Source organism: Desulfovibrio diazotrophicus, assembly GCF_902498985.2.
In the GTDB taxonomy this organism is placed as follows: domain Bacteria; phylum Desulfobacterota; class Desulfovibrionia; order Desulfovibrionales; family Desulfovibrionaceae; genus Desulfovibrio; species Desulfovibrio legallii.
Window position 1 is genome coordinate 1,103,453 of record NZ_OX346397.1, and the last position, 26,900, is coordinate 1,130,352.

Consider the following 26,900-nt stretch of genomic DNA (forward strand, 5'->3'; position numbering starts at 1 on the left):
TAATTTCTTTGAAAAATTGCGGTTCCGCTGTTGATAGGGATACGCACAGCTGAAAACGCAAGGGCAAGGTGAAAAGCTCTAGTTCTGTACGGGGACAGGTTTACGACTGCGTTGAATGGGCTTGCCGAGGCCCATGCTTTCTGCGGTGTGCACCACTTCGGCGGCCCTGGCCTGGTCGCCGCGCAACAGAACCAGCACCACATAGAGTTTGCCGGATCGTTCCATGCGGGTACGCAGCCCCCGGCCTTCCAGGCGCTGGCGCAGGCCGTCCACACTGTCCGCATCCTTGAAAGCGCCCACCTGAAAGACATAGTCGGACATGGCGCCGGGAGTGGGCTGGGCAGACGCCGCAAAGGCCGCAGGCGCCGGAGAGGTCGCCTGCACGGCAGCCGCGCCCTGCCCCGTGCCGCCGGGGGCGGCTGTCTGTGCGGCCGTCTGGCCGGGAGCAGACTCTCGCCCCGCGCTTTTGGGACCAGCGGGCACAACGGCCTGAGCGGCGGCAGCCGCCACCGGGGCCGTTTTGGCCGGGGGCAGGCTCTCGCCCCGCAGCACACGGGCAAAGCGCAGATCTTCCGGAGCCAGAATGCCCTGCCCCGCCCCCTGTTCTGCATCGGCCTGCTTTGCATCCTTGTCACCGGCGGCAGCGTCCTCCGGGGCCGCTTGCCGCGCCGCCTGCGCCTGGAGGGCCTGGCTGCGCCAGGAGGCCCTGCCGCTCATGACCCCGCCCAGATAGGCCAGCACCACCGCCGCCGCCAGCAAAAAACAGGCGGCCACCACAGCTGCAGGGCGCAGACAGAAACAGGCTTTGGATTCGGCGTCAGAGTTTCGGGACTGAAGAACGACCTGAGGCATGATTTCTCCTGAAAAATGGCGTGGCGATCTCCTGCGGACGGACCGCAGGCCTGGAGCGCTGGGGGACTGAAGTATTGACGGCTCCCGCACCTTTACCGACCATAACAGCCACGGCCACGGGCGTAAAGAGCGTGGTGCGCTTGCGGACGTAGCCGCCGCTCTGGTATACTGCAGACTGTTCAGGGGTTGCTGCAACCGTCAAGGAGTCCGCCTATGCCCTTCAGCTGCTTCCGTCTTTTGTTTCTGCTGCTTCCGATTCTGCTGTCGGCCGGCGCGCCCTGTGCGGCCCACGCCAATCCAGCGGCCGGTCGCCCGCCGCAGTTGCTGCGCATTGTCAACAACAGCGGGGCAGACGTGCTGAACCTGTGCGTCACGCACCAGAGGCAGGTGCAGTACGTACGTCTGGATATGCCCCCCAAGGGCAGCGACCTGGTGGAAAATCCCGGCGGGACGGCGGACCTGCGCGTGGATACGGGCTTGGCTCTCTGGCATTTTGCGGCCATACCCCTGGACAAAGCGCGCGCGCTGACCTTCAGCGGCGGGGATCCGCTGGTTCTGCAGATCGCCCTGCGTCCGGAAGGCCAGCGCCGGCTTACAGGGCAGGCAACCCCGTTATTGCCCGGCCCGGATCACAGTCCCGTATGCCACCTGGACCAGTTCCGCCCCGGCATGACCATGCGGGACGTCTGCGCCCTGCTGGACCCCCACCCCCCACGCGACGACAACGGTGCCGTGCTAACCAGCCTGGGCTTTGCCGGCATGCTCTGGGCGGCGCGCCTTTCGCCGGGCACGGACGAAGGCGGCGTGGGCACGGACCGCCTGGATCACCTGGAACTGCGCCGTCCCCTGGACGCGCCCACGCTGGACAAGCTGTTTGACGCCCTCTATGCCCAGGGCTACGCGCCCTGGCAGGCGGAACTGCCCGGCCTGGACATGAATTTTACGGAAATGACCGGCCTGAGCGCACAACGCCAAAAGGCCCTGCTGCGCCGCACGGTGGACGACTTCATGACCGCCGACGTGGGCGAGGCCACCATCATGCTGGCCCCTGCAGCCCTGCTGCCCGCCCTGGATGACGCAGACACGCCCCACGGCGACGTGCAGCTTTTTACCCTGACCCTGCGCCTCGTTTCCCACAGTCTTATTGTGGACGTGGCCGCCTATCAGGGCGGCGAAGGCGGCCGCTGAGCATGCCCACGGCCGACTGCGCCGGTCCTTTGCAAAAACAATAAAAGCCCCCGACAAACCCAAGGAGGTTGCCGGGGGCTTTTATTGTTACAAAAAACGCGTCCTCGCAGTCCCTGCGCCGGGCCCGACGTCAATGCCGCAGCCTGCCGGGCCAAAGCACCTTGTCAAAGCGCCTGGGCAAAACGCCCTGTCAGGCCGTCAGGCCGCCTTCTTGGCCGCACGCATGCGCCGGAGCCAGTTGTACCAGCCCTCAAGGCCCTGGCTATTACGGCAGGAAACCTCAAAAATATCAATATGTTCATTGAGCTTTGCGGCAAAACGCCGGGCACGGGCCAAGTCAAAATCCACATAGGGCAGCAGGTCTATTTTGTTGAGCACCATGGCCTTGGCCAAGTTGAACAGCAAGGGATATTTCTCCGGCTTGTCGTCCCCTTCAGTCACGCTTAAAAGGGCCACCTTGGCGTCTTCGCCGCAGTCAAATTCCACCGGACAGACCAGGTTGCCCACATTTTCAATAAACAGGATGTCCACACCGTCAAGGTTCAGGCTTTCCAGGGCGGTAAGCACCATATTGCTGTCCAGGTGACAGCCGCCGTCGGTATTGATCTGCACGGCCTGCGCACCCGTGGCGGCCACGCGGCGGGCGTCGTTGTCCGTTTGCAGATCCCCTTCCACCACGGCCATGCGAAACTCGCCCGCAAGGTCGCGCAGCGTCCGCTCCAGCAGCGTGGTTTTGCCGGCGCCGGGCGAACTGATCAGATTAAGGGTCAGAATCCCCTTGTCCGAGAGCAGCCGCCGCACATGGGCAGCCATTTTTTCATTGGCTTCAAGCACATTGCGCACTACAGGAATCTGCATGCCGTTCTCCTTGTCGGGGGGTGGCAGGGCCTGCCGCCCCCATGCGGGTAATCACAAAATTCTGCCAAACCGGACGCTCCGGCGCGCTGCATAGGCAAAGCGCTCCAATGCAGATCAGAGCGCCTCAATGCGGTCCAGGTACAGCTCTTTGCCCTGCTCCACCACATGTCCGAATTGTTCGCCGCAGTCCGGACACGGCTCCCACAGGGCGTCCTGCCCTTCCCCGCCAAAAACTTTGCCGCACTGGCTGCAGCGCAGGCGCAACGGCAGCACGGTGATTTCCAGCCGCGCGCCCTCATGGGGCGTATCCTTGACCAGAATTTCAAAACAAAACTGCAGCGATTCGGGCACCACGCCCGACAAAGCGCCGCAGGCGACGCTGACCACTTGCAGACGGCTGCAGCCCCGGTGGGAAATTTCCTCAACCGCCATCTGCAGCAGGCTTTGAGCAATGGACATTTCATGCATGGGGGCATGGTAGTCCAAAGCCCCCGGCAGGTAAAGGGCATCAGGACAATCTTGCCATTCGGCGCAAATAATGTACATTCAGGCCATGCGTCAGCCTAAATTCTCCGGCGTGCACTCCCTGTCCACGGGCTGGAAGGACGACCGCCGCAAGATCCTCTTCTTTGTCTGGGAACTGCCGGACGGCGCCTACGCCGTGCAGGAACTGGACTCCGCGCTGCAGCCTCTGGCGGCAGCCGAGCGCATCAGCACCCGAGCCTTTCGCAAAAATTTTTGCCTGGAACCCGAAGTGTTGGCCATGCCTATGGCCAATCCTGACCCGGCCCTCTGGCAGCCCAGCGGCAAGGTCGCACAGCAGCCGCTGGCCGCAGTGCAGGCCCCAGCCACGACACAGACGCAAGCCTCCAGCCCGGCGACACCGCCACTACAGGCCGCCCGCGAAGCTGCACGGCAGGCGCAGTCTGCCCGTGGAGCAGCTGCCCGGCGTCTGGTGGCCCCGCAGCCGGCCGCGACCCAGCCATCGGACACCCCGTATGCGGCGACGCCGCAGGCTCACGCGGCCGCCCGTCTGACTGTGCGCACGGCAGGCCCCACAGCGGCCGGCCCTGACGTCCGCGTGGCGCGCCAGGCTGCCCCCCCAACCCTTTTCGAGCCCGGCGCGACTGCCCCTGCAGGACAGGCTTTTGATCTGCAAAGGGCGCATCTGGCCCGGCTGACGGAAGATAATCTGCGGGAAACCTTCCGCCAGACCCTGCTCAGACTCAAACGTCCCAAAGAACGCCAGGCGGCGCTGGCCGCTCTGGAACAATTGGCTCAGACCAAAGAAAACATCACCCCCGGGCACAAACATATGTTCCGGGATTTTGGCGTGCGCCTGCGGCAAAACGCTCTGCCTGACCTGGCCCTGCTGTTCAGCCGCAAGGCCGTAGAGCTGGCCCCGGACGACGACCACGCCCACTTCAATCTGGCCCGCATCCTCTGCCTCCTGGGCCGTTACGACGAGGCGGCCAGCCATGTCCGCACCGCCATCCACATGGATGCCCAGGAGCCCGTTTACATCAGGATGCTCGCCCATATCCGCAAGGAAAAGCTGCAGCACAAAGGGAGCGCCGCCCCCTCGACGCCGCACTGAACCCGCGTCGGCAGCCGCACTTCCAGCAGGAGCCTTCAGGCATGAACAAAGCCATTCTCAGTCTGTTACTGGCCGTTTGCATTCTCGGCATGGCCCTCATTATGCTCAACGACCGTCTGCGCGGGCCGGGCGTGACGCCGCCGCCCGCAGACTTGGCCGCTCCGGCCACAGTCGACGCGCTTCCGGCCGTCGTGCCGCCGGCGTCACCGCAGGCTGCAGCCCCAGAGGCCGTGCGGCCGGCGGTGCAGCCACTGGACGCAGACGAACCCCCGCGCCCCTGTCGGCTCCGCAGGCTCTGCCGGGCGCAGCCCCCCAGGCGACGACAACCCAGCCCCCGGCAATGCAGACGACGGCTCAAGCGGAGCGCCAGGCCCCGGCCGCGCCCCGGCCCGAACCCATGGAGCAACCCCGCCCCCACACTGCGGCGCAAACGGCCCCGAAGCCCGCTCCAACCGCCAAGGCTGAAGCTCCGAAGCCCGCTCCGGCCACCAAAGCTGAAGCCGCCAAGCCCGCGCCGGCGCAACAGGCCATCACCCGTTTTGTGATTTTTTCCAGAGAAACGGGCGCCACAGTGCGCTTGGTCGGCAATAGGCCTCTGGTCTACAAGCCTATGCAGCTCACCGGCCCGCACAGGGTAGTGGTGGATTTGGACGGCACATGGCAGATCAAGGCCCCGGGCGTGCCCAAAAATCCCTTGGTGACCAACGTGCGTATCGGCAAAATGGGCGACAGAACCCGCGTGGTCATTGACCTGACGGCCAAGCCCCAAAAAACGCGCTACACACTTTCCAAGGACAAGCGTACCCTGGATATCCGTGTGGACCAGTAAACGCTATCCGCCCGCCCTGCAGCGCCGCGCGGGTTGCTCCTGCGCGGCCATTTTTATTGGGAAAAAAGGTTGCGCCCTGAGGCAAAAACCGATGCGACACCGCTTCTCAAAGGTAATTTGCTTCTAGAGCAGTTAGCGAATGAAATGAGCTAACTGCTCTGCAAGGATTTTCTTGAAAATCCTTGCCATAAAATGCGAGAAGGCAGGCTTTTGCCTGCCGTAAGCGAGCATTTCAAGTGTTAAATGCTCTAAGGGCGGCCAGCACCACAACACTATTGCCCCGTGCGCAGGCTTGTCTGCGCACACAGGGATCTGGAGCGTTTCTTTTTTTCAATTTCCCGGCTTACCCGCTGAAAAAAATCTTCGGGCGGCACCTCCAGCGCATCACAGATGGCATAGACGGCATTGACCGTAGGTCGCTTCAATCGCTGCTCAATCTCGCGCAAGTAGCGCCGTTCAAGACTGGCCCTCTCTGCCAGCGACGATTTGGTCATGCCCCGCTCCGTGCGCAGAGCCTCGATGACTTCCGCAAGAGCTTCAGCCAGATAAGGGTACACTTGCATAGAATGACAATACACAAAATCCCACAGGATAACATGAGCTATAGTACCCAAACGCAATAGCGACATCTAACTGCTAATATTTTTGCAACAAAAACAAAAACCTTCCTGGCTGATTTTTTTTCAGTAAAAAATTTATCAATAATTTACTATAGTTATATATAAAATTATTTTTCTTCAGGCAAAAACTCACTAAGACTTTATAATGACTTTTTCCAGATAGAAATAAGATAAAGAAACAGTTATTTCAGTTTTATTTTTGTGCAGAAAATGTTGTTAAACAAAATACAGCATATATTTATTTTTTAAATAAACATAAAAATAGATATATCATTGCTATATAATTTAGATAGTATGTTATCTCAAAAAAATAGTATCATATTTTTACTACTGCAATAAATAGCAAAAAAAACATAATACTAATTTTATTTTATATTTTTATAGTAAAAAATCTTATTACTTTTGACTTAAAAATTAAAACATAAATAATTTTTAACCATAGAATATATTACTAACAAACTAATTTGAAAAATTTTCACCACAGCATCGTCTGGGCACAATACATGCAAGAAAAAATACATCTTGCATGAATATGATGAAACCGCTACACTTTTTGACAACGATGGCATGCCGTGAACAAAGGCCCCAAAAAGCTCTGGGAGCGCGGCCTCAAAAGGTCCGCTTTATACGCAACCAGCGTCCGCGTGGCGTTTGGTTGGGGCAACAGCGGCAGGCCGTGCACGGGCGTGGTCCGGTTGCTACAGCTTCCGCAGCCTTGCGCTCCTTTTTTTGGTAAATGCGGGCCCGCGCACTCTCCACACCTCAGACACGATACGTGACAAATATGCTCAAGGCACGGCTCGTCCTTCTGACCTCTTTTTTTGTGCTGCTGCTCCTTCTGTCGCCGCAGCCGCAGGCAAAGAGCGGCCCTCAGGAAACCGTGCGCGTGGCGTACAGAGCGTTTGGTCAGTATATGCACCGACTGCCTGACGGCAGTTATCGGGGCCTGCTGGTGGAATATATGGAGGCGGTGGCCCGCAAGGCCCATTTGCAGTTGGAGCCCGTGGATGGCGGGAACTGGGCGCACTGCCTGCGTCTGCTGGAACAGGGCGAGGCGGATATCCTGCCCGGGGTTTTCTACACACCTCAACGCGCGCAAAAAATGCTCTTTCCCGCGCTGCCCATGGGCAATGCCTTTGTGACTCTCAGTGTGCGCGCGGACGACCCCCGCTATGACCATGCCCGCCCAGCTGCCTTTAACGGCATGCGCGTGGGAGTGGTGCTCCAGTCCAAGGCCACAGAACACTTCAAAAATTTTTACCAGGCCCAGAACCTTTCAACCACTGTGGTGCCTTTTCTTTCTACGGCCGCCATGCTCACGGCCCTGCGGCAGGGCACTGTGGACGGCGCAGCCGTGGCGTATCTGGGCGAGAACATGCCTTTTAAGCCGGTCGTCCGGCTGGCGGCGGAACCCTTCTATCTGGCCCTGTCGCCCCGCAAGGCCTACCTGCTCGCCGACATCAACGCCGCGCAGCGCGAAATGGCCCGGGACGCCGCCGATCACAGTCTGGAACTTTTACAAAAAAAAACTGTCGCCCTGCCGCGCCATAACGACTTCACCGCCGAGGAAGAAGATTTCATCAAGCACGGGCGGCCCATTACCGTGGCCTACGGCCCGGACGCCCCGCCGCTGCAGTATCAGGACGCCCAGACAGGCGCCTTTACCGGCATCGTCCGCAACATATTTACACAACTGGAACAAAACTGCGGCCTGCGCTTCCACTATGTGCCCATGCCGCTCCCCCGGGCAGTGGAGCTGGCTGAAAAAAATGAAATTGACGTTCTGGCCTGCCTGACCGGGGATTTTTTGCAGGACAAATCCCTTAACCTGCGCACCAGTCGTCCCTACCTGCGCTCCGTCAGCGTGCGCCTGAGCCGAGGAGATATCCGCGCCACGGACGAGGCGCGGGTGGCCCTGCAGGAAGGGCTTCTGCTCTCTGCCCAGGCGGCGGCAGCCCTTCCCGGCCGCAACATTGTGCAGCACCAGAGCCTGCGCGCCTGCCTGGACGACCTGACAGGGAACAGGGTGGACGCCGTCTACACCAATCTGCACATGGCCAGAGCCCTTCTGGCCGAACCACCCTACGCCGGACTGCGCGTGGAAGTGCAGCCCCACCTGCTCAGCAACCTGCGCATGGGCGTGGCTCCCCAGGCAGACAGCAGGATATTCAGCATCCTGGACAAATGCCTGCAGGCTTTGCCCCCCACGGATATTGACGGACCCGTGCTGGCAAATCTGCCCGCCACGGGCAAGGTCAGCTTGCCGGAATTTATCCGCCAGCACCCAGTGGGAACCATGGGGGGCACCGTTGCCGTCTTTGGCCTTGTGGTGGCGCTGCTGGCCTGCGCGCTGGCCATCAAATCCGGCAGCAAAAGGCGTATTGAAAACCTGCTCTACCGCGACGTCCTCACCGGCATGCCCAACCTGGAAAAATTCCGTGAAGACAGTACCCAGTTGCTCAAAACTGGCCAGGATCGTTACGCCCTGCTTATGGGCGACATCTGCCAGTTCAAAGCCATCAACGACCAGCTGGGCTTTTCTCGCGGGGATGAGGTGTTGCGCGCCTACAGCGCAATTTTGCAGGGACGGGTTTCCTCTGCCGAGCGTTGCGCCCGCGTTTCTTCGGATATTTTTGTATTGCTGCTGCGCTACACCGGCTGGGAACAGCTCAGCGCACGCATGGGCCAGATAGAAAGCGCCCTGGATTCCTGGCGGCGCTCACAGGAGCTGCCCTATAAAATCTGCACCGTCTACGGCGCCTATGAGGTGCTTGCCGACGAGGACAAGGACGTGCAGCGCATGCTGGACCTGGCCAACTACGCCCGCCATGAAGCCAAACGCACCCCCAACACGCGGCTTATGCGCTATGACGAACAAATGCGCCAGGAGGCCTTGCTGCATCAGGAGCTGAACAGCAGGCTGGAAACGGCGCTGAGCAACGGCGAACTGACGCCCTGGTTCCAGGCCAAGGTGGATATGCGCACGGGCAGCATTATCGGCGCAGAAGCCCTGGTGCGCTGGAACCATCCTACCCGCGGTCTGCTCATGCCGGGCAGCTTTATTCCCCTTTTTGAACGCAACGGGCTGGTTACCAGCATTGATCTGCACGTTTTTGAAGAAGTCTGCAAAGCGCTGCGCAGTTGGCAGTTGCGCAACTTGCCCACGCACATCATCTCCTGCAATTTTTCCCAGCTGCACTTTGACAGAAAGGATTTTCCCCAGCAACTGGCTGAAATTGCCGCCCGCTACGACGTGCCCCACGCCCTGCTGGAAGTGGAAATAACCGAAAGCGCCATTATGAAAAATCCTGAAGCCGCCTGGATGCAGATCATTCAGCTCAAACAAATGGGCTTCAAAACGGCCATTGACGATTTCGGCACAGGCTATTCCTCCCTGGGGCTGGTGCAGATGCTCAACACGGACGTCATCAAGGTGGATCGCAGCTTTGTCCAACGCGACTTGCCTGGTCAAAGGGCGCAGGTGGTGCTTGGCAACATCATCCGCATGGCCCTGGAACTGGATATGGCCGTCATCTGCGAAGGGGTGGAAACGGCGGAACAGGCCGCCATTCTTATGCGCCTCGGCTGCTTCAAGGCTCAGGGTTTTTTTTACGCCAAGCCCGAACCGGAGCGCGACTTTGAAGCGCGCTTGGCCCTGCAGCCATTTTAGGACAGGGCATTGCAACGTTGCAATGCCCTGACGTGCGCTATTGCAAGGCCTGACCCACTGCCTGGCGGTAGCCCGTAAGCCGCCGCCGCTCCCGGCGGGAGCGGCCCAAGCCGGCCTTGATCTCCTCGTGGGCCTTGCGGGCCATGCTGGTCAGGCTTTCCTGCAGGCGAACCAGCTCCTGCAGGCTTTCCCGGCACTGCTCCACAGAGCTCTCCTCCATGACCGTCCAGGCCATGCAGGTAACGGAATTGCGCCGCTCGGCCAGCGCTACGGCCTTATCATAGGCGCCGCCCTGCATGGCGGCCATTTCCTGCCGCGCCAGTTCCAGCGCTTCGTGCAGCAGGCCTGCGCTCTGTCCCATACCTTCCTCCGCTTTTCCTTAGGGCATTGCAGCGCTGCAATGCCCTACTGCGCCAAGGCCACAGCGGCCATGTCCGCATGCAGTTGCCTGCTCTCGCCCCCCCAGGTTTCGCACAAGGGCAAGAATTCAAACTCCAGCAGATCTGCCAGCAGCACCCAATCCTCGTTTTCCATCACGCCGCTCATTTCCGAAAGCAGGGCGGCAAGGCGCTCCACTCTGGCGGCCTGCTCCCCTGCCGCCTCATGGGCGTAACGCTGGCGCAGCGCAGCAAACATATTCAAAAAGTCGCGGGTCACGTCCAGCAGATCCTGAAAAAGCTCCAGAGCGTCCACATCCGCAGCCTCGCGGAACAGACGGCTCACCTCTCGCGCGCCTTTGGCCATCATGGCGGCCACCTTGTCCATCTCACCGGCCATATCCGTGGCCATGGCGTCCATGGGCACAGAACGCACCTCCAAAGAAGAAATACCGTCGCAGGCAATATCTTCGGCCTGGTGCGGATAAATTTCGGAAAAAGCCTCGTTGTTGACCAGCACATCGGTCACTACACGGTTTTCCAGCCTTACGTCCTGCATGAGGTCCAGCAGCGCTTCCTCCAGATTGCCGAACGCGGCAAGATTTTTTTCAGTCTTGGCGCCGTCGATAATAATCATGATTTCCTCCTGCTCCCCACGGGGAAGATTTTTCCGTAAAAACCCTGCGCGACAACTAGCAATAGTTATGCCAAGCCCTGCAACTTCTGTCGCCACTGCTCCAGATACACAGCCAGTTTTCCTGAAAATTGCAAAAATTCTGCAATATCATCACCCCTTGCCTGGCGCAGCTCACGCCAGAATCCCCCCAAAGCGGCCAGGGGTGGGCAGCCGTTGAGCAGGTTCTGCAGCCGTTCACAATTGCGCATCAGCAGGGCCCCGGCCCTGGGGCTTTTGCCGGTCAGCGCACCTTGGGCCGCAATGGCCTGCAACAGAGTTACGGCCTGCTCCAGAGCTGCCCCCACTTCATGGGCAAAGGGCGGGCTGCAGGCCGTTACCGGGCAAGGCGGCAGAGGAGAAGGCACTGGGCGGTCCATATCGTCAAGAATATGACGCCAGAAATGCCGTTGCTGACGCATCCAGAGGCTGCGATCCTCCCCTTCCCGCCCCGCCAGGTCGCGCAAATCCATAAAGCCGCCCACATCCCGCCGACTCAACCAAATACGGACCCCGCCGCCGTTGCGCGCCAGCGGCGCGTCCTCCCAGCGGCCCGTACGGCACCAGGAGAGCGCCAGGGCCCCTGCCACAGCGGGGCTGATGCGTTCATGGCACTCCAGGTTGTGGGGGCAGGGCCGGTTGTAGGGGCAGGGATGGCAGTCCAAAGCGGGCTCCAGGCAGCAACAGGCGGGCAGATAGGGCCCCGTGTCCCAGGGCTGGGCCGTGGCCAGAAAAAGGGCCAGGCTGGGCACGCCAAGGCCTGCGGCCAGGTGCATGGTGCCCGTGTCGTTGGTAATGAGCAGGCGCAGTTGCGTGAGCACGGCCGCCAGTTGGGGCAGGTCTGTGCGGCCTGTAGCATTACAAAAAGGCGCGTTGGCCAGATCGGCGTACTCCTGGGCCAGAGAGGTTTCGGCAGGAGCGCCCAGCAACACGGGGCAGAGCCGCAGTTCGCGCCACAGCTGGTCCCCCACGGCGGCAAAATGCCGCACAGGCCACTGCCGACGCGCCTCGCTGGCCCCCAGCTGCAGGCCCACAAAGCCTCGCGACTCTGCGGGCGCGGCGGCCAGCAGGGCCAACGCAGCCAGCCGGGTCTGCTCCGAGGGCGTCCGCAGGGCGGCGTCCCCCGCCGCGCCCACGGACGCTGTGCCCTTGGGCGCGCCCAGCATGCGAAACATGTCTACCAGATTGAACGGTGCATTAAGCCTGCCTGCTGTGGTCCCATTGAGAAAGGAGGCCCAGACCCCGTTGTTGCGGCCAAAGCCTTCCGCATCAAGGTCGAAGCCCCGCACAGAGCAGTCTGATCCGGCCAGCAGGCGGGTCAGCAGGCGGGCCGGCAGCGTGGTGGTAAGGTTGATGATTTCCTGCGGCTGGGCCACTTCGCGGACGCGGCGCGTCCAGGCCAGCAGATCGCCGGCGGCTCCCCGCCAATCACGGTCCAGCGCGGCCAGCCACTGCGCCCCCGGCAGGGGCCAGGCCCGCTCCACATGGCGCAACAGGCTCAGCGCGTCGGCAAAATTGTCCAGACAGACCAGCTGCACCCTTCGTCCGCGCCGGTGCAGATCTGTAATGAGCGCCTGACTCTGGAGCAGATCGCCCAGCCTGGTCAGGTTGACGACCAGACTGACGCCCGCTGCCGCGTCTTCCTTGGCCGCAGCCATACGCGCCTCAGGCCAGGGCGGCCGCGCCGCCGTCCAGCAGATTCAATGCCAGCATTTTTTCCTGCTTGAAGCGGTTGGCCACCGCCGCCTGCACGTTGCTGTCCGAAGAGCCGAACTGCCCCGCCCGGATTCTGTAGACATTGCTGATAAGTCTGCGCTCGTATCCAGGGTCTGTGGGGTTGCCGCTCATGGCGTCCGCGCGGTCGAAAATGCGCGCCGCCCCCGCCGGGCCGTGCTGTACGGCCGTGCTCCAGATGACTTCACGCATGGCGGTGGAGAGCGTATCTGCGCTCAGGCTGGTGCGCCGCGCAATGGCCTCCACCGCGGGCTCGTAGTGGCTTTGGCGCACAAAGGCCTCCTGCAGGTCTTCAAAGCGCTCCGGTTGTTCCCTGGCTATGGCCCGCCAGGCGTCGGGCATGGCGCCCTTGCGGCTGCCCGTATTGCCGGGACCGGCCGCACGCAGCCGCTGGGCAAGATCCGGGGCCGCACTGTCCAGAAAATCCAGAAAATCCCCCAGGCTGCCCGCCCGCGAAGAAACCTGGTACTTGCCGTAAGAGGTGCCCCCGTTGCGGTCGTAGCCCACAGCAGCAACGCCGTCCCCGCCCGATTCAAACCGGGCCGAAAGCTGCCCAAGCTCCGCTTCTTCCGCCTTGGCGGCGGCCTTGCGCCGCGACGCGCCCCCGCCGGAACGCACAAAATCCCCCAGCCCCGCGCCGCCAAGGCGCAACATGTCCGACGACTGCCCCTGGGTCAGGGCGCGCAGGTGCCGGGCCGTACCCATGCTGCGGGCCAGATCCAGGGTAGAACCGTCGCCGCCCATGCTCTGCATGAGCCCTTCCAGGGCCTTGGTTTGCCGCATATCCGCCTGGGCTTTGTTGAAGGTCTGGGCGCGCAGCAAATCGCTGGGGCTGCGCCCCGCCAGAACCAGGCCGTTCTGGGGGACAACCGTGGGGGCGGCCTGCGCCTGCGCGGCGGCCGGAGCCTGACTGCGCATAAGGGCAGCGAAATTCGCCGGACGGTCCGTTGTCGCGGCGCGTGACCGTGCAGCCTGGGCCGCGGCCCCGGTCGACCCGCCTCCTGTGGGCGGCTGAATAAGGAAAGATGAAAGCGCCATGCGTGCCTCCTGTATGGCGGTCAGTCCACCGCACCCAAGAGGTAGCAAAGACAGTGCCAGAATCCTGTCAGAAAAATAATTCAGGCAGTTGCGAGGCCCGCTCCGCGTTTTCATCCTCCCCCGCCAAAGGCCCGACAGGGGCTCAGCCCTGCCGTTTGCCGCCGCACCGCGCCCGGAGAACCTCGATGAGCAGCGGTAGCAGAGAAAGCACAATAATAACGTAGACAATGATATTAAAATGCTGGCGCACCCAAGGAAGATTGCCCAAAAAATACCCAGCGGAAACAAGTCCACCCACCCAGAGTACGCAGCCCGTGATGTTGTAGACAAAAAAAGTGCGCGGGTGCATCAGGGCAATACCCGCTACAAAGGGGGCAAATGTGCGCACAACGGGGATGAAGCGGGCAAGTACAATAGCTTTTCCGCCGTGGCGCTCGTAAAACAGATGCGCCTTAAGCAGGTGATCCTTCTTGATCAGCCGGTTCTCCCGCGAAAAAATGGCCGGGCCCACATGCCGACCGATAAGGTAGTTGACCGCATCGCCGCCCACGCCCGCCGCCAGCAGCACACCCATGACTTCAGTATACCCCATAAGCCCGGCCCCGGCCGCCACTCCGGAGGCAAAGAGCAGAGAATCCCCCGGCAGAAAGGGCGTAACCACCAGCCCCGTTTCACAAAAGACGATAATGAACAGAATTGCGTACACCCACACGCCGTAGCGCGCCACCAATTCAAACAAGTGTACGTCAATATGCAGAACAAAATTTACAAAATACTGCAAAAATTCCATGCCGCAGGCCTCCGGTGAAGTGCGGGGCGCGCCCCAGGTCGCTCTTGTACCCCAGGGCCGCTTGTGGCACAACTCTGAGATGCGCACCCTGGCCGTTCTGATTTTCTGTCTTGTGGCCGCCCTGCCCCACGGGGTTCGGGCCGCCGAATCCTACCAGGTAGGCTTCTGCACCCTGGGTTCCTGGTCGGCGGACAAAAACCTGCGCCTGGACGTCAATGTCTGGTACCCCTCCGTCCGTCCGCCCCGCGACCTGAGCTACCCGCCGTGGGAGTTTTCCGCCGCCAGGGGCGGCAAGGCTGTGGAGGGGCGCTTTCCCCTGCTGCTGCTTTCACACGACACGGCGGGCACGCGCTTTTCCTACCACGACACGGCTTCGTGGCTGGCTTCCCGCGGCTTTGTGGTGGCCGCCCCTACCCACGCCCGCGACAATCTGGACCATATGGAAGATCTGCTCACCTGGTCCCAGCTGCAGACCAGAGCGCAGGAGCTTTCCGGCGTCATCGACCTGCTGCTGGCCGACCCGGAAACTGCCTCCAGTGTGGACGCCGACCGTATCGGCGTGCTGGGCTTCGGCGCCGGCGGCGCGGCGGCCCTGCTGCTGGGCGGCGCGTTGCCGGACTGCACGGCATGGAACAGTTACTGCGGCATGGCCGGGCGCAACGACCTCTACTGCAACCCCTGGGCGCGCACCCGCATGGACAAACTCTGCCAAAGTCTGCCCCTGACCAAAAGCCTGGCCGACCCCCGCGTGCGGGCCGTGGCGGCCGTGGCCCCCGGCTTCGGCATGCTTTTTTCGCGCGCCGCGTTTCGCTGGTTTTATCCTCCCCTGCTGCTGGTGGCCGCCCAGAACGACCAAAACAACCCCCCGGCCCTGCACGCCCGGCACATTTACAAGAATATGGAAAAGAAACCCCGCTGGCTGTACCTGCCAGGCGCGGACGCCGCCGCCTTTGCCGCCCCCTGCCCGGAAGCCCTGGCCGCCGAGCTGCCCGAGCTGTGCCGCCCCATGTCTGACTCCCTGCGCGGTGAACAACACCAGGCCCTGGATACCGCTCTGGCGGACTTTTTTCTGCACTACCTGGGCGGCGACAACCCGCCGCAGATTCCTCCGCCACCGGATCTCACGCCGCCCCAGCCCCAGCCGCAACCGGCCCCGCCGCCCACGATCAAAGCCCGCAAAAAGCGCGGCTGAGCAGGCTTTGACCCGCCCCTTGACACAACCAAAGCCAGCACATACAGCTTGGGCACAGTAACACGCGCGTCAAGGACCGCGCCCCGCCATCAGGGACGCCGCCGCGTGCGCGACGCGCACCGGTTTTGCCCCATCCCGCAGGGCGGGACGACCACAACCAGGATCCCCATGCGCCAGCTTTTTGCCACTTGCCTTCTTTTTGCCTGCTGGGTTTTCTGTCAGCCAGCGGCTCTGGCTGCCGCACCCCAGGAAACAGCCCCCCCGGGAACTGCACCCCAGGAAGCCACATCCCAAGAAGCCGCATCGCGGGGAGCCGTGCCCGCCTCCCCAGCAACCCTGCCGGCCGCGGCTGTTTCCCCAGCCCCCCGCGAGGCCATCCCCCCCAAGGCTGCTGCCCCCCATAACTCAGGACAAAACCGCACTGCTTACGACGACCAGACTGATCCCCCGGCAAGAACCGCGCCCCGGAACAGGACCAATCCCGACCGCGACGCTCTTTCCCCGGCCGCCCCTGCCACAGCCGCCTCCACCGAAGACGGCTGGACCATTATGCCCGCCGGCGCGCGCCCCACGTACATGGGCATCCACGGCGGCACCATGCCCGTAAGCCTGCTGGTCTACGGCGACGGCAGTTCGCTGGTGACCTTTGTGGGCCGCACGGGCAACGATTTTCTGGAGATACTGCGCCGCACAGACCTGCCCGTGCCCAGTCTGCTCAATGCCACGGCCCGGCCCGTAGGTGCGCCCTTGCCTACGGCCAACGGCACCGGGCTTATGGCCGGCAACGCCGCCGACAGCATTCCCGTGCTCAGCCTGCCCGGCGGCATCCTCTCCGGCACGGCGCTCAACTCCGGCCTGCTGCAGCCCTTTGGCCTTTCCGACAAGCCCCTGTCCATTGAAGGACAGGTCACCAGACCGCCCCATCTGACCCCCGTGCGCCAGTACCGACTGCTGTTTCGCCCGCAATATCTGCAGCCCCGACGCACACCTCGCTGATTCGGCCTTTGCCCCCATTCTATATTTGTATTTTAATATATAATAGTATATAGATTCCTCAAAGTTCATCTTAGAGGAGTCTGAATATGTCTTTTGCATGCTACTCGCGCGCTCTGGAAGCGCTGCGCGCGGCCTGCGCGGCAGACACCAACCTGCCCGCGCCCCAGGCCCGACTGCTTTGTGACGGACTGGAAGTCCTGAGCGCCGACAGCCTGGGCTTTACCGCGGTTCTGGACGCGCAGAACCCTTTTTATCTGGAATTTATACGCTATCTGGAACAGGGCTGCCTTCTGGAAGAAGATGGCCTGGCGCTGCTGGAATGTCTGGTCATTTTTTTTCGCCTGCGCCAGACTCAGGAGCCGGAGCGGCCCCCAACCGCAGCGGAACTGCGTCTGCAGGACTACTTTGAACACAGCGGCCTGTGGGATCCGGCCGACGGCACCATGGTCAGCCAGTGGTACTGGCGGCGCATCCCGGAGATGACCTTGGACGCCGAAACCCATTGAGGAGAGATGCGGCGCAGACCGTGCACGTGCGGTCTGCGCCAGCTATTGCCACCGTTACCTGGCGCCCCCCCCCGCTGCTGGCGCCAGCAGCGGGGGTTTGCCTTCCTTCTGTCGACCCCCATATCTTCTGCCGTCGCCGCGCATGGTCGCCAATGCAGAAGGCCGCCCCTGAAAGGGCGGCCTTCTGCATTGGTCAGGAACGCGACGGCAGAAGCCGCCGCAGGTCCCGATTATTTTTTCAGGTTTTCGGCCAAAAGCTCAGCGATGTGGTCCACCTTGATCTTGAGGCCTTTCTTTTCCGCGCCGCCGCGCAGCTGCATGACGCAGCCGGGGCAGTCCACCACCAGGCGGTCCGCGCCGGTTTCCTTCATATGGGTCAGCTTGTTTTCCAGCAGCTGGGCCGATATTTCGGGGAACTTCACGGAATAGCTGCCGCCAAAACCGCAACAGACTTCTTCTTCCTCGCAGGGCACATACTCAGCTGCATCGGCGATGAGCTCCCGCGGGGCTTTTTTCACGCCCAGGCCGCGGCAAAGGTGGCAGGAGGCGTGGTAGGTCACCTTCTGGCCGGAGTTGTTGAAGTCTTCCGGCTTCAGGCCCAGTACGTCGTGCACAAAGGAACTGAAGTCGATAACCTTGGCCGCGAACTCCTGCGCCTCCACCGTAGAGTAGTCCTTCTCCAGAATTTCCGGATAGTGGTGCTTGAGGTGCCCGGCGCAGCTGGCGCAGAGGGTGATGATGTAGTCGTAGTTGCCACCCCGGAAGGCGGCGATATTCTGTTTGGCCACGTCCATGGAGGTTCTGCGCTGGCCCATCATTTCCAGGGGCAGGCCGCAGCAGGACTGCTCCATGGGGAATTCCACGGCCACATTCTTGGCGGCCAGGATCTTGACGGCGGCTTCCAGTTCCTCAGGATAAATAAAGTCCTGAGCGCAGCCGCTGAACAGGGCCACCCGCATGACCGGCTTTTCCACCTTGGGCGCGATGTCGGGCCAGCGGCCGCGGAAGGATTTGCCGGCAATGGCCGGCAGAGCCTTGAAGCCCTGCTTGCCCAGAAAAGCCATGGGCAGGTGACGCATGAAAGGTTCGCCGCGCGTAAAAGGCTTTTGCGCAAAGCTCGCGAATTTGAGCAGACGGTGGAAGAGCTTGCGGTTCTTCATGACGGCGGAAAGCAGGTTGGCTTCCACCGGCGCGCCCTGCTCGGCATTGAGCCGGCTGCGCACCTCGCGGATGAGGCGGGGCAGGTCAATGCCGCCGGCGCAGACATTGGCGCAGGATTCGCAACCCATGCAATTCTGACTCAGGATGCGGGCCCGGTCTTTGCCGTGGAAGAAATAGGTAAGGATCAGGCCGATGGCGCCAATATAAATGTAGCCCATCTTGTGGCCGCCCACCAGACGATAGACCGGGCAGACGTTGGCGCAGGCGCCGCAACGCACGCACCGGAAGATCTGCTTGAACAGGGGATCTTTGGCAATCTGCGTGCGGCCGTTATCCAAAAAGACCACGTGCATGATCTTTTTGTTGTCCGCATTGGCCCCACAGGGGCCCGCGCCGCACATCCAGGTCACATAAGAGGTAAGCCGCTGGGCCGTGGCATTGCGGGGCAGCACCAGCAAGGCCGTCAGGGCGTCGTCCAGGCTGGCCACCAGCTTGTCCAAACCGGCAATGGCCACATGCACCTTGGGCAGGGTGGTGACCATACGGGCGTTGCCTTCGTTGGTCACTGTGGAAACCGCGCCGTTTTCGGCCACGGCGAAGTTACAGCCGCTGATGCCCATGTCTGCGGCGATGAACTTACGGCGCAGCTGCACGCGGGCCACCTTCACCAGGCGCTGGATGTCCGAATCCTGCTTCTCGCCCGTGGCCTTGGTAAAGTCGTCGGCCACCTGATAGCGCGAAAGGTGGATGGCGGGCATGACCATGTGCGAAGGGCCTTCGTGCCGCAGCTGAATGATCCACTCGCCAAGGTCGGTTTCGTCCACGGTGATGCCCTGTGCCTCCAGGGCGGGGTTCAGCTCAATTTCTTCAGCCGTCATGGATTTGGACTTGGTCACCCGCTTAACGTTGTTTTCCTTGGCGATGCGGATGATAATCTCATTGGCTTCGGCGGCAGTGGCGGCACGGTGTACATGCACGCCGCGCTTTTCAGCCTCGGCCTTGAACTGGGTGTAGAGTTCTTCCAGGTGCTGACAGGCGTAGTCTTTGGCCTCGGCAATCTTGTGGATGAGCGCGCGCTCGTCCACATCCTTGAAGACGGCTTCGCGGTTGGCGCGGTAGGCCACGGCAAAGGTGTCCAGGGTGCGGCGCAGAAAGTCGTCCTTCAGGGCGTTGTCCAGTTCCTTATGGTATCCCGAAGAGCTTTTGAGGGCGTCGTGCATGGGTTAGTCCTCCAGAAGAATAATGTGCAGTTCCAGCGGGCCATGCACGCCCACGGCGGCCACACGCTCAATGTCGGCGGTGCGGCTGGGACCGGTGATCAGGGTGGTGTAGGTGGCGGGAGCTTCATTCATGCGTTCGCGCAGACGTTGCGCAATGGACGGCAGGTCCGGATAAATGGCGGATTTGCGCAGCAGAATCACAGAAATTTCCGCAATCATGCCCGCAAGGCGCGCGTCCTCGTTGTCCGTATTGACCAGGCAGGTACCGCTGCCGGCAATGCCCAGCACCGCGGTGGAAAGCCCCACGTCAATGCCCGCCAGGTAGTTGCGCAGGCCCTGGCGCAGACAGATAAAGCCTTTTTCTTCACAGGCTTTGGACAGCTGGGCAAAATCTTCGTCGTTCAGTTCCGGCGCAGCCACCACGCGTTTGACGCGGGTGGGCACCTTGTTGGGGCCCAGGGGGCCCTGCTCGGTGCCGGGTTCGTCGGCCAGCAGCTCGGCAGGAGCCTTGTCGGCACAGACGTCCACCACATACTGCAGAGCCGCGGCCATGGTGGGCATTTCCTGCACCACGGCGTTCACCGCCGTGGCCTTGGCGGAAAAGGCGGCTACCAATTCCTCTCGGGTCATAGCATTCTCCTTGTGCGCGGCGCCAGGCCGCGCGGCTCGCGCGGGCGGCCCGGCCTTTTTGCGAGGCCGCCCACGTCACGACGCCGTACGCCGTGTTATTTCAGACTTTCGGCGTAGATTTCCACCGTGTGCTTCACGCGCACGTTGTCATGGTTGTGCGAGAGCACATCCTCCAGCTGCATCATGCAGGCCGGGCAGCCCGCAGCCACCACCTGGGCGCCGGAGGCCACAACGTTGTCGCGCTTGCGCTGGCCAATCTGCCGCGAATAATCATAGTGAAAAAGGTTGAAGGAGCCGCCGCAACCGCAGCAACGGTCTGCCTCGTCCATTTCCTTAAGCGCATAGGCCGGGTTGGCGGCAATGACGGCCCGGGGCTGGCTGGTCACGCCCAGGGATTTCTTGAGGTGGCAGGAATCGTGATAGGTGACTGTAACGGCATTGCCCTGGGCGTGTTCCGCCGGGTGCACCTTGAGCACGTCCACCAGAAAGGCGTTGATGTCCATGGCCTTGGCGGCCAGTTCTTCCGCCTTGCGCTGGGCCACAGAACCCAGCCGGCCGGCATAGCGGGGCCACAGTTCCTTGATGGTGGAGGTACAGGAGGCGCAGGGGCTCAGCAGATAGTCGAAGTCGCCTTTTTCCAGGGCGGCCACGTTGACCTTCATCTGCTCCACCATACCCTTGGCGTCGCCCGAAGAAAGCGCCGGAATACCGCAGCAGGTCATGCCCTTGGGCATGAACACGGCCACGTTGTGGTGGCGCAGCACCTTGAGGCAGGCTTCGGACATATCCGTATACATTTTGTCGCCCATACAGCCGGGGAAGAAGGCCACTTTGAGGCCACCGCTGCGGCGGGGTTCGTCCAACGCGCCATAGCGGGCGTGCAGGGGCGTTTTAGCCAGGGGGCGCATGTGCCGGTCGCCCAGCATGAAGTTGAGCATGGGCGCGCAGACCGTGCCCTGAGCGTCGCCCGTGCGACGGAACATAAGGCCCTGCATGGGCGCGCCCACGCGCATGGCAAAGTTAAACAAACCCGGCTTGGTCAGCAACGAGCGGAAAATCATCTTTTTAGCCGGGTGCAGGCCAAGGTATTCATTGACGATCTCGCGCGCGTCCATAAATACGTCCATAATCTGGACGCCGGGCGGGCAGGCCGCCTGACAAGACCCACAGAGCAGGCAACGCCCCAGCTTGTCGCTCACGGAGGCAGGGTCCTTGAGCATCTCGTGGGCCAGATTGTCAATGAGGGCCAGCTTGCCGCGGGCCACGTCGGCCTCCATGCCGGAAGCGCCGAACATGGGACAAACGGCCTGACACATGCCGCACTTCATGCAGGCGGTAATTTTGTCGTCCAGCGACATGAGGCGCTGGGCCAGTTCGTGCAGAGTACTCATGGAAGGCTCCTAAATACCCACAAGTTTGGTGGGATTGAGCAGCCCCTTGGGATCCAGGGCCCGCCGCATCCGCTGGGAGAAGAGGATGGTGCCGCGCGAGGTTTCCTTTTCCATCCACTTGGCCTTGGCCGTGCCTATGCCGTGCTCGCCCGAAAGCGTGCCGTTGAGCTTGATGGCCGTATCAAACATCTCGTCAATGGCTTCTTCCACCCGGTGGTACTCCTCGGCGTCGCGCTTGTCGCAGAGGAAGGTGGGGTGCAGGTTGCCGTCGCCGGCATGGCCAAAAGTGCCCACCTCCACCTTATATTTGGCGGCGATGTCATTAACAGCCTGCATCATGGCCGGAATCTGGGAGCGCGGCACGGTGGCGTCTTCCAGCACGGTGGTGGGCCGGGCGCGCGCCAGCACGGGCAGAGCCATGCGGCGGGCTTCCCAGAGCTTGAACTTTTCTGCGGCGTCCTTGGGCACATGCACGGCGGTAGCGCCGTTGGCCTTAAGCACTTTTTCCACAGCGGCGGCGTCGTCTTCCACCTGGGCGGGGTGGCCGTCCACTTCGATGAGCAAAATGGCCCCGGCCTCACGCGGCAGGCCGGCCTTAGTGAAGTCGTCCACGCGCACGATGGTGTTGTTGTCCAGAAATTCCAGGGTGCAGGGCAGCACATGGGCGGCGATGATGCCGGCCACGGCCTGGGCCGCGCTCTGCACATCGGGGAAAACGGCCATACAGGCGCGGGAAGCCTTGGGCGGCGGCACCAGCTTGAGCACGGCCTGAGAAATGACCCCCAAGGTGCCCTCGGACTGGATCATCAGCCCGGTCAGATTGTAGCCCGTGACGCACTTGACCGTACGCGAACCGGACTTGACCAGCGCCCCCGTGGAATCAAAAAATTCCACGCCCATAAAATAGTCTTTGGTCACGCCATATTTGAGCCCGCGCAGGCCGCCGGCGTTTTCCGCAATATTGCCGCCGATGGTGGACACCGCCTGAGAGCCGGGGTCCGGAGGATAAAACAGATTTTTTTTGGCCACCGCAGCGGCGAACTGGGCGGTAATGACGCCCGGCTCCACCACGGCGTAGAGGTCGTCGGAATTGATTTCAAGAATGCGGTTGAGGCCCGTGGTCAGGATCACCACCGTGTCGGACTTGTCCGGAATGGTGCCGCCGGAAAGGTTGGTGCCGGAACCCCGCACGGTCATGGGGATGCCGTTGTCATAGAGCTTTTTCACGCACTGGCCCAGCTGCTCTGCCGTGGTGGGCCGCACCACCAGCGCGGGCATCACTGCGGGCAGCACCGCGGAATCATACGAATAGCTCGCGCGGTCGGCTTCAGAGCTGAACACATTTTCCTTGCCCAGCAGATCCTCAAAATCCTTGATCAACGCCTGGCTTGCCATAGGGCCTCCTTGTGCACGTCTGTATGGTCTTAGCAGGCCACGCGCCCCTTGCGCAGGCCCTGTCTTCTGTCCCGGACGCCACTCGCCTGTTTGAACGGGCGGTCAGCTTCTTTACGAGAATGACGTTCTATAGCGTTGTTTGTCATCTTTGCAAAGGGGATGCCCCCAAAAACTTTGGTATCACAATATAATTTCAGCCTCTTTCAGGCCGGAATCGCAGCAAGAAGAATCTGTAAAAATCTTGCCTTGACTGCGAGATTGCGCTTTTAGGCACAACCCTGTCTGAAAAAAGGGCTTTGTTCTATAGATAGGAATGCGGCAAGACCGCGTCAAGCGCAAGCAGCGCAGGCGTCTGTTGCTCTGCAGCTGTGGCAGTGGGAAGTTTCGGACGGCTGCCGCAGCCGCGTCCTTCATGCCGGACGCAATGTTCCGGTGTCGCTGCTGCAACAAAGCAGAAAACAAGTGTTTTTCTGACTGCGCAGCAGTGCCGTCCCAAACGGCAGAGCGCGGTCAGATCGCTTCACACCCAGGGTACGCCCCTGAGCTCTGCGAGAAAAAAATTTTCAGCCTGCGGTCCGTCACTTCCGGACCGTGCTTTTTTTCCAGAAAAAGAAGTGGGCCAAAGCCATGCCGCCGTGGCCCAGCACATAGCCCAGCAGCAGCCAGACAAAGATGCCGTGCACGGCGGCGGCCCCAGGGGCGGGGTTGCCGTTGGTCCAGGCCACATACATCCAGAGGCCGGAGAGCAGGCTCATGCTCAGCGCGCCCAGGCCCAGGCCCTGCACCACGGTAGCCAAGCCCTTGGCCCTGGGGGCGATGATGCGCTTGCCCCCGCGCAGTTGGGCCAGATCTTTTTTGAGCTGATCCATATCCCCCCACAGGTAGGGGAAATAGTGGCGCAGGCCGCGGGTTTTCAGGCTCCAGACCACCAGGGCAAAGCCGACCCAGCAAAGAATCAGGCCCAGGACCACATGGCCGTATCCGAAGCCAAAAAGTTTGGTACAGAACTGCAGAATGACGAGTACGGCGGCCACGGCATGCAGCAGACGCAGCGTCGGGGGCTGAAAAAATCCAAGGAAACGCCAGAGCAAAAGCGCCTGGGCCGTCAGTTTTTGTCGCAGGGGCATAGTCCTCTCCTTGATTTTATAGTGTGTCCGTCGCAGGGCTTCGGTCTGGGCCGCGGACCAAAAGCGCCGCCCAGAGGGCGGCGCTGCAATGGCGTGGCGTGTCAACGCAAGCACGAACAAGAAAGCATATGAGCCATTTTTTCTTTTTTGGTGCGCAGATAGGCTTCATTTTCGGGGCAGGCTTCCATCTCTATGGGCACCCGCTCCACAATTTCGATGCCGTAGCCGGAAAGGCCCACGATTTTTTTGGGGTTGTTGGTAAGCAGGCGGATTTTGTGGATGCCCAGATCCACCAGCATTTGCGCGCCGGTGCCGTAGTCCCGCAAATCCGGGGGAAAGCCCAGCTTACGGTTGGCCTCCACGGTGTCATAACCCTGGTCCTGCAAAGCATAAGCCTTAATTTTGTTGGCCAGGCCAATGCCGCGCCCTTCCTGGCGCATATAGAGCAAGGCCCCCCTGCCCTCGCGCTCGATCTGACGCATGGCCGCGCCCAGCTGGCCGCCGCAGTCGCAACGCAGCGAGCCCAGGGCGTCACCGGTAAGGCACTCGCTGTGCACGCGGGCCAGCACCGGTTCTGCACCGCCCAGCTCGCCCTTGACCAGGGCCAGATGGGTGCCGGCTTCGTTTTCGCTCTCGTAGGCAATGACCGTAAAATCTCCAAAGCGCGTGGGCAAATGGGCTTCGGCCACCCGCCGCACCGAAACCTGACCGCGGTCCAGCCGGTAGCGAATCAGATCCTTGACCGCAGCTATTTTGAGCCCGTGCTCCTGGGCAAAGCCTTCCAGGTCGGGCATGCGCGCCATGGTGCCGTCGTCCTTCATGATTTCGCAGATGACGGCCGCAGGCTTGAGCCCGGCCAGCTTGCAGAGATCCACACCGCCCTCGGTCTGCCCGGCGCGGGAAAGCACGCCCCCGGCCTTGGCCCGCAGGGGGAAGACATGGCCCGGCGTCACCAGGTCGTCGGGGCGCACGTTGTCGGCCACGGCGGCCAGGATGGTGGTGGCCCTGTCCGCAGCGGAAATGCCCGTGGTCACCCCCGCACGCGCCTCAATGGAAACGGTAAAATTAGTGCCGAACCGCGAGCCGTTGCGCTGGGTCATAAGCGGCAGATCCAGCCGGTCGATGCATTCTGGCGCCATAGGCAGGCAGATGAGTCCGCGTCCGTATCTGGCCATAAAATTGATGGCTTCAGGCGTGGCGAACTGGGCGGCCATAGTCAGGTCGCCTTCGTTTTCCCGACCTTCATCGTCCACAAGAATGACCATTTTCCCCTGCCGGATGTCGGCAACGGCCTCTTCAATGCTGCACAAGGGCATGACGTTTCCTTCAGCTGCCCGTCCACGGGCTGGGTAGAGGTTACAGCGAAATCGCAAAAAAACATTTCCTTCACAAGTAGGGTCGCAAAGGTTTTGTGTCAACCGGGAGGCTCGCGAAAAGCCGCAGTCTACGCCTCTTCCGCGGGCCGCAGGCCTACCTCGGCCAGCAAGTCCGTCAGGGGCCGTCCCAGCAGAAAGGGCAGCAAGGCTCCGGGCAGGTCGGCGCGCTCCTGGCACAGTTCGCGGAAGGCCGCGTCAATGCGCGCGGCTTCGCTAATCTGCGCCAGGGCATCGCGCTGTTCGTCTGCGTGCCGCAAAGGCGGCGGCGTTGCCGCCACGCGCACCCCTCGCCCGCCCCTGGGCAGATAGCCCAGCCGCGCGGCCAGTTCCAACACGGGGCGCACGGGGCTCTGCTCTTCATGCACCGCCGCCATGTCGGCCAGTATGGCCCGCGTGGACGCACGCAAATCGGGAAAGCCCGGCAGAACCGGCACCGCAGCCAGCGCTTGCAGGGCCACGGCCCGGCTGAGCGGAGCTTCGGCGGCCAGCAGACGTTCCAGCGGCCCCGTGTCCGTACAATAGAGGGCCGCGCACTGGGCCGGACGCTGACCGTAGACGGTACAGCCGGCGCCGTCCGCATAGTAGCGACAGCGCCAGGGATGCGCGCTGCCCCCCAGACCAGCCACCTTGATGCGTTCGTTTTCCAGGGGGGCCAGCAGCTGCCGAACGTCGTCCCGCGCCCATTCGCCGGCCCGCAGGCTGACCAGGGCCTCCAGAGCCAACACGCCGCCCGTCAGCAGGGCAACGTCCCTTTCCATAAGGGTAGGCCCGCCCTGCAGGCAACAGGTGCCGCAACGGCGGCACACCGGCCCCCCTTGCGGGGCCTTGGGTTCCAGTAGGGTCATAGGCTCTCCTGCACACGGTGTTGAAGGGACATTGCGCCGCGGCGGTCTGCACCGGACCGCGCCTGCTCGTGGAGCATACCAGCACGTTGCTTCAGGCCGCAACCTGGCGCAGCAGCAAAAAAAGCCCCAGGCCACAGCAGAGCACGCCGATAATCTGCCGCAGCATGCCGGTGGGCGTACGCCGGGCCAAGGCCAGACCGCCGACAAAACCCAGCAATTCCAGACTACAAAGCAACGGCAGCAAAGAAAAATCCACATGCCCGGCACGCATGTTCCCCAAGGTGCCGAACAGGGCCGTAACAACCTGATAAGGCATGGAAATGCCCACGGCCGTCATGGGCGAAACCCCCACCACAATCATCCAGGGGATGGAAAGCACAGGGCCGCCGGCCCCGGTCATGCCCGCCAGAAGCCCGGTGACCGCGCCAATGGCGCACAAGCCGCGTCCGCTTTGCCAAAAGACGCTGCCGCCGCCGGGACGGGGCGGGCGCAGGGCGCACAGCCCGGCAAACAAAATAGTGCAGGCCAGCAGCGCCACCAGCGGCCCGGCCGGCACAAAAGAGCCCAGCAGGGCCCCTGGCAAAGCAGCCAGACCACCCAGCATATAGGGCAGGGCCGTACGCCGGGGAACCTGCCCCAAACGGCCGTACAGCCAGGTACCCGCCAGGGCCACGGGAAAAAAGGAGGCCAGAGCCGTGCCCATTGCCTCGTGCGGTTCCAGACCGCTCAAAAGAATCAGAGCCGGCGGCACCAAAATGCCCCCAACCCCAGCCAGGCCCACCAACACCCCCACAATCAGACAGGTGGCATACAAAGCCGCCAGCAGCATACTCCC

24 protein-coding genes are annotated in these 26,900 nt (G+C 62.0%); 7 read left to right on the forward strand and 17 right to left on the reverse strand.

The genetic code is table 11. From position 1 onward, the window contains the following. Positions 1–78: 78 nt before the first annotated feature. The gene (locus tag J7I12_RS04780) at positions 79–852 is read right to left on the reverse strand and encodes an SPOR domain-containing protein (protein ID WP_118229787.1); all 774 of its coding nucleotides are present in this window, start codon (positions 850–852) and stop codon (positions 79–81) included. A 213-nt stretch (positions 853–1,065) separates the two neighbouring features. Between J7I12_RS04780 and J7I12_RS04785 the strand changes: the two genes are divergently transcribed. Beyond that, positions 1,066–2,040 (forward strand): peptidoglycan glycosyltransferase, encoded by a 975-nt coding sequence (locus J7I12_RS04785; protein ID WP_288908283.1) that lies wholly within the window; start codon positions 1,066–1,068, stop codon positions 2,038–2,040. A 198-nt stretch (positions 2,041–2,238) separates the two neighbouring features. Here the strand turns inward: J7I12_RS04785 and hypB are convergent, their stop codons facing one another. Together hypB and J7I12_RS04795 are read right to left on the reverse strand one after the other, a co-directional pair. Further along, positions 2,239–2,898 (reverse strand): hydrogenase nickel incorporation protein HypB, encoded by a 660-nt coding sequence (gene hypB / locus J7I12_RS04790; RefSeq protein ID WP_118229789.1) that lies wholly within the window; start codon positions 2,896–2,898, stop codon positions 2,239–2,241. 114 nt (positions 2,899–3,012) lie between these two features. Further along, positions 3,013–3,444, reverse strand: a complete 432-nt coding sequence (locus J7I12_RS04795; protein WP_242621175.1) for a hydrogenase maturation nickel metallochaperone HypA/HybF — start codon at positions 3,442–3,444, stop codon at positions 3,013–3,015. Between J7I12_RS04795 and J7I12_RS04800 the strand changes: the two genes are divergently transcribed. Both J7I12_RS04800 and J7I12_RS04805 read left to right on the forward strand, forming a co-directional pair. Then, a complete protein-coding gene (locus J7I12_RS04800; RefSeq protein ID WP_303192974.1) occupies positions 3,437–4,495 on the forward strand; it encodes a tetratricopeptide repeat protein in 1,059 nt (352 codons plus the stop codon). The genes J7I12_RS04795 and J7I12_RS04800 overlap by 8 nt on opposite strands. A 340-nt stretch (positions 4,496–4,835) precedes the next feature. Further along, a complete protein-coding gene (locus tag J7I12_RS04805; RefSeq protein ID WP_498794072.1) occupies positions 4,836–5,324 on the forward strand; it encodes an AMIN domain-containing protein in 489 nt (162 codons plus the stop codon). A 272-nt stretch (positions 5,325–5,596) separates the two neighbouring features. Here the strand turns inward: J7I12_RS04805 and J7I12_RS04810 are convergent, their stop codons facing one another. After that, positions 5,597–5,953 (reverse strand): helix-turn-helix domain-containing protein, encoded by a 357-nt coding sequence (locus J7I12_RS04810; RefSeq protein ID WP_353936903.1) that lies wholly within the window; start codon positions 5,951–5,953, stop codon positions 5,597–5,599. A gap of 904 nt (positions 5,954–6,857) precedes the next feature. On the opposite strand from J7I12_RS04810, the gene J7I12_RS04815 reads away from it, so the two are divergent. Then, on the forward strand, positions 6,858–9,614 hold the full coding sequence (locus J7I12_RS04815; RefSeq protein ID WP_288908286.1) for an EAL domain-containing protein: 2,757 nt from the start codon (positions 6,858–6,860) through the stop codon (positions 9,612–9,614). Positions 9,615–9,651: 37 nt separating this feature from the next. On the opposite strand, the gene J7I12_RS04820 is transcribed toward J7I12_RS04815, so the two are convergent. From J7I12_RS04820 to J7I12_RS04840, 5 genes are all read right to left on the reverse strand, one after another. Further along, entirely contained in the window at positions 9,652–9,975 is a 324-nt protein-coding gene (locus tag J7I12_RS04820; RefSeq protein WP_118229794.1) for a hypothetical protein, read from the reverse strand. A gap of 44 nt (positions 9,976–10,019) precedes the next feature. Continuing rightward, complete coding sequence (locus J7I12_RS04825; protein ID WP_118229795.1) at positions 10,020–10,628, reverse strand: DUF8043 domain-containing protein; 609 nt, start codon at positions 10,626–10,628, stop codon at positions 10,020–10,022. A gap of 65 nt (positions 10,629–10,693) precedes the next feature. Next, positions 10,694–12,322, reverse strand: a complete 1,629-nt coding sequence (locus J7I12_RS04830; RefSeq protein ID WP_498794075.1) for a glycosyltransferase family 9 protein — start codon at positions 12,320–12,322, stop codon at positions 10,694–10,696. Between the two features lie 7 nt (positions 12,323–12,329). Then, a complete protein-coding gene (locus tag J7I12_RS04835; protein ID WP_302149109.1) occupies positions 12,330–13,436 on the reverse strand; it encodes a VgrG-related protein in 1,107 nt (368 codons plus the stop codon). 142 nt (positions 13,437–13,578) lie between these two features. Then, positions 13,579–14,226 carry a DedA family protein gene (locus tag J7I12_RS04840; protein ID WP_118229798.1) on the reverse strand — a complete coding sequence of 216 codons (648 nt, stop codon included), beginning with the start codon at positions 14,224–14,226 and terminating at the stop codon, positions 13,579–13,581. Between J7I12_RS04840 and J7I12_RS04845 the strand changes: the two genes are divergently transcribed. The 3 genes from J7I12_RS04845 to J7I12_RS04855 all read left to right on the forward strand — a co-directional run bounded on the left by J7I12_RS04845 (position 14,225) and on the right by J7I12_RS04855 (position 16,920). Then, positions 14,225–15,418, forward strand: a complete 1,194-nt coding sequence (locus J7I12_RS04845) for an alpha/beta hydrolase family protein (RefSeq protein WP_288908291.1) — start codon at positions 14,225–14,227, stop codon at positions 15,416–15,418. The two genes, J7I12_RS04840 and J7I12_RS04845, sit on opposite strands and share 2 nt — an antisense overlap. A 315-nt stretch (positions 15,419–15,733) precedes the next feature. Further along, positions 15,734–16,414: a hypothetical protein gene (locus tag J7I12_RS04850; protein WP_288908293.1), complete on the forward strand. Its 681-nt coding sequence runs from the start codon at positions 15,734–15,736 to the stop codon at positions 16,412–16,414. Between the two features lie 86 nt (positions 16,415–16,500). Then, positions 16,501–16,920, forward strand: coding sequence for a hypothetical protein (locus tag J7I12_RS04855; RefSeq protein ID WP_130957815.1), 420 nt, complete (start codon positions 16,501–16,503; stop codon positions 16,918–16,920). A 230-nt stretch (positions 16,921–17,150) separates the two neighbouring features. On the opposite strand, the gene ldhH is transcribed toward J7I12_RS04855, so the two are convergent. The 8 genes from ldhH to J7I12_RS04895 all read right to left on the reverse strand — a co-directional run bounded on the left by ldhH (position 17,151) and on the right by J7I12_RS04895 (position 26,894). Continuing rightward, on the reverse strand, positions 17,151–19,301 hold the full coding sequence (ldhH, locus tag J7I12_RS04860; RefSeq protein WP_498794078.1) for an L-lactate dehydrogenase (quinone) large subunit LdhH: 2,151 nt from the start codon (positions 19,299–19,301) through the stop codon (positions 17,151–17,153). 3 nt (positions 19,302–19,304) lie between these two features. Then, positions 19,305–19,931 carry a LutC/YkgG family protein gene (locus tag J7I12_RS04865; protein ID WP_118229846.1) on the reverse strand — a complete coding sequence of 209 codons (627 nt, stop codon included), beginning with the start codon at positions 19,929–19,931 and terminating at the stop codon, positions 19,305–19,307. Positions 19,932–20,026: 95 nt separating this feature from the next. Continuing rightward, the gene (locus J7I12_RS04870) at positions 20,027–21,322 is read right to left on the reverse strand and encodes a heterodisulfide reductase-related iron-sulfur binding cluster (protein ID WP_118229847.1); all 1,296 of its coding nucleotides are present in this window, start codon (positions 21,320–21,322) and stop codon (positions 20,027–20,029) included. A 9-nt stretch (positions 21,323–21,331) separates the two neighbouring features. Beyond that, complete coding sequence (locus J7I12_RS04875; RefSeq protein ID WP_118229848.1) at positions 21,332–22,717, reverse strand: FAD-binding oxidoreductase; 1,386 nt, start codon at positions 22,715–22,717, stop codon at positions 21,332–21,334. 578 nt (positions 22,718–23,295) lie between these two features. Further along, positions 23,296–23,844, reverse strand: coding sequence for a cytochrome b/b6 domain-containing protein (locus tag J7I12_RS04880; protein ID WP_118229849.1), 549 nt, complete (start codon positions 23,842–23,844; stop codon positions 23,296–23,298). A 101-nt stretch (positions 23,845–23,945) separates the two neighbouring features. Next, entirely contained in the window at positions 23,946–25,160 is a 1,215-nt protein-coding gene (locus J7I12_RS04885) for a bifunctional 3,4-dihydroxy-2-butanone-4-phosphate synthase/GTP cyclohydrolase II (RefSeq protein WP_118229850.1), read from the reverse strand. A 128-nt stretch (positions 25,161–25,288) separates the two neighbouring features. After that, positions 25,289–26,065: a YkgJ family cysteine cluster protein gene (locus J7I12_RS04890; protein ID WP_302548612.1), complete on the reverse strand. Its 777-nt coding sequence runs from the start codon at positions 26,063–26,065 to the stop codon at positions 25,289–25,291. Positions 26,066–26,156: 91 nt separating this feature from the next. After that, positions 26,157–26,894 carry a sulfite exporter TauE/SafE family protein gene (locus J7I12_RS04895; protein ID WP_118229852.1) on the reverse strand — a complete coding sequence of 246 codons (738 nt, stop codon included), beginning with the start codon at positions 26,892–26,894 and terminating at the stop codon, positions 26,157–26,159. Between the last annotated feature and the right edge of the window lie 6 nt (positions 26,895–26,900).

Excerpts from the sequence above, each read along its gene's own strand:
- J7I12_RS04780 (WP_118229787.1), bottom strand. The coding sequence starts at position 852 with ATGCCTCAGGTCGTTCTTCAGTCCCGAAACTCTGACGCCGAATCCAAA.
- J7I12_RS04785 (WP_288908283.1), top strand. The coding sequence starts at position 1,066 with ATGCCCTTCAGCTGCTTCCGTCTTTTGTTTCTGCTGCTTCCGATTCTG.
- hypB (WP_118229789.1), bottom strand. The coding sequence starts at position 2,898 with ATGCAGATTCCTGTAGTGCGCAATGTGCTTGAAGCCAATGAAAAAATG.
- J7I12_RS04800 (WP_303192974.1), top strand. The coding sequence starts at position 3,437 with ATGTACATTCAGGCCATGCGTCAGCCTAAATTCTCCGGCGTGCACTCC.
- J7I12_RS04795 (WP_242621175.1), bottom strand. The coding sequence starts at position 3,444 with ATGTACATTATTTGCGCCGAATGGCAAGATTGTCCTGATGCCCTTTAC.
- J7I12_RS04805 (WP_498794072.1), top strand. The coding sequence starts at position 4,836 with ATGCAGACGACGGCTCAAGCGGAGCGCCAGGCCCCGGCCGCGCCCCGG.
- J7I12_RS04810 (WP_353936903.1), bottom strand. The coding sequence starts at position 5,953 with ATGTCGCTATTGCGTTTGGGTACTATAGCTCATGTTATCCTGTGGGAT.
- J7I12_RS04815 (WP_288908286.1), top strand. The coding sequence starts at position 6,858 with ATGCACCGACTGCCTGACGGCAGTTATCGGGGCCTGCTGGTGGAATAT.
- J7I12_RS04820 (WP_118229794.1), bottom strand. The coding sequence starts at position 9,975 with ATGGGACAGAGCGCAGGCCTGCTGCACGAAGCGCTGGAACTGGCGCGG.
- J7I12_RS04825 (WP_118229795.1), bottom strand. The coding sequence starts at position 10,628 with ATGATTATTATCGACGGCGCCAAGACTGAAAAAAATCTTGCCGCGTTC.
- J7I12_RS04830 (WP_498794075.1), bottom strand. The coding sequence starts at position 12,322 with ATGGCTGCGGCCAAGGAAGACGCGGCAGCGGGCGTCAGTCTGGTCGTC.
- J7I12_RS04835 (WP_302149109.1), bottom strand. The coding sequence starts at position 13,436 with ATGGCGCTTTCATCTTTCCTTATTCAGCCGCCCACAGGAGGCGGGTCG.
- J7I12_RS04845 (WP_288908291.1), top strand. The coding sequence starts at position 14,225 with ATGCCGCAGGCCTCCGGTGAAGTGCGGGGCGCGCCCCAGGTCGCTCTT.
- J7I12_RS04840 (WP_118229798.1), bottom strand. The coding sequence starts at position 14,226 with ATGGAATTTTTGCAGTATTTTGTAAATTTTGTTCTGCATATTGACGTA.
- J7I12_RS04855 (WP_130957815.1), top strand. The coding sequence starts at position 16,501 with ATGTCTTTTGCATGCTACTCGCGCGCTCTGGAAGCGCTGCGCGCGGCC.
- ldhH (WP_498794078.1), bottom strand. The coding sequence starts at position 19,301 with ATGCACGACGCCCTCAAAAGCTCTTCGGGATACCATAAGGAACTGGAC.
- J7I12_RS04865 (WP_118229846.1), bottom strand. The coding sequence starts at position 19,931 with ATGACCCGAGAGGAATTGGTAGCCGCCTTTTCCGCCAAGGCCACGGCG.
- J7I12_RS04870 (WP_118229847.1), bottom strand. The coding sequence starts at position 21,322 with ATGAGTACTCTGCACGAACTGGCCCAGCGCCTCATGTCGCTGGACGAC.
- J7I12_RS04875 (WP_118229848.1), bottom strand. The coding sequence starts at position 22,717 with ATGGCAAGCCAGGCGTTGATCAAGGATTTTGAGGATCTGCTGGGCAAG.
- J7I12_RS04880 (WP_118229849.1), bottom strand. The coding sequence starts at position 23,844 with ATGCCCCTGCGACAAAAACTGACGGCCCAGGCGCTTTTGCTCTGGCGT.
- J7I12_RS04885 (WP_118229850.1), bottom strand. The coding sequence starts at position 25,160 with ATGCCCTTGTGCAGCATTGAAGAGGCCGTTGCCGACATCCGGCAGGGG.
- J7I12_RS04890 (WP_302548612.1), bottom strand. The coding sequence starts at position 26,065 with ATGACCCTACTGGAACCCAAGGCCCCGCAAGGGGGGCCGGTGTGCCGC.
- J7I12_RS04895 (WP_118229852.1), bottom strand. The coding sequence starts at position 26,894 with ATGCTGCTGGCGGCTTTGTATGCCACCTGTCTGATTGTGGGGGTGTTG.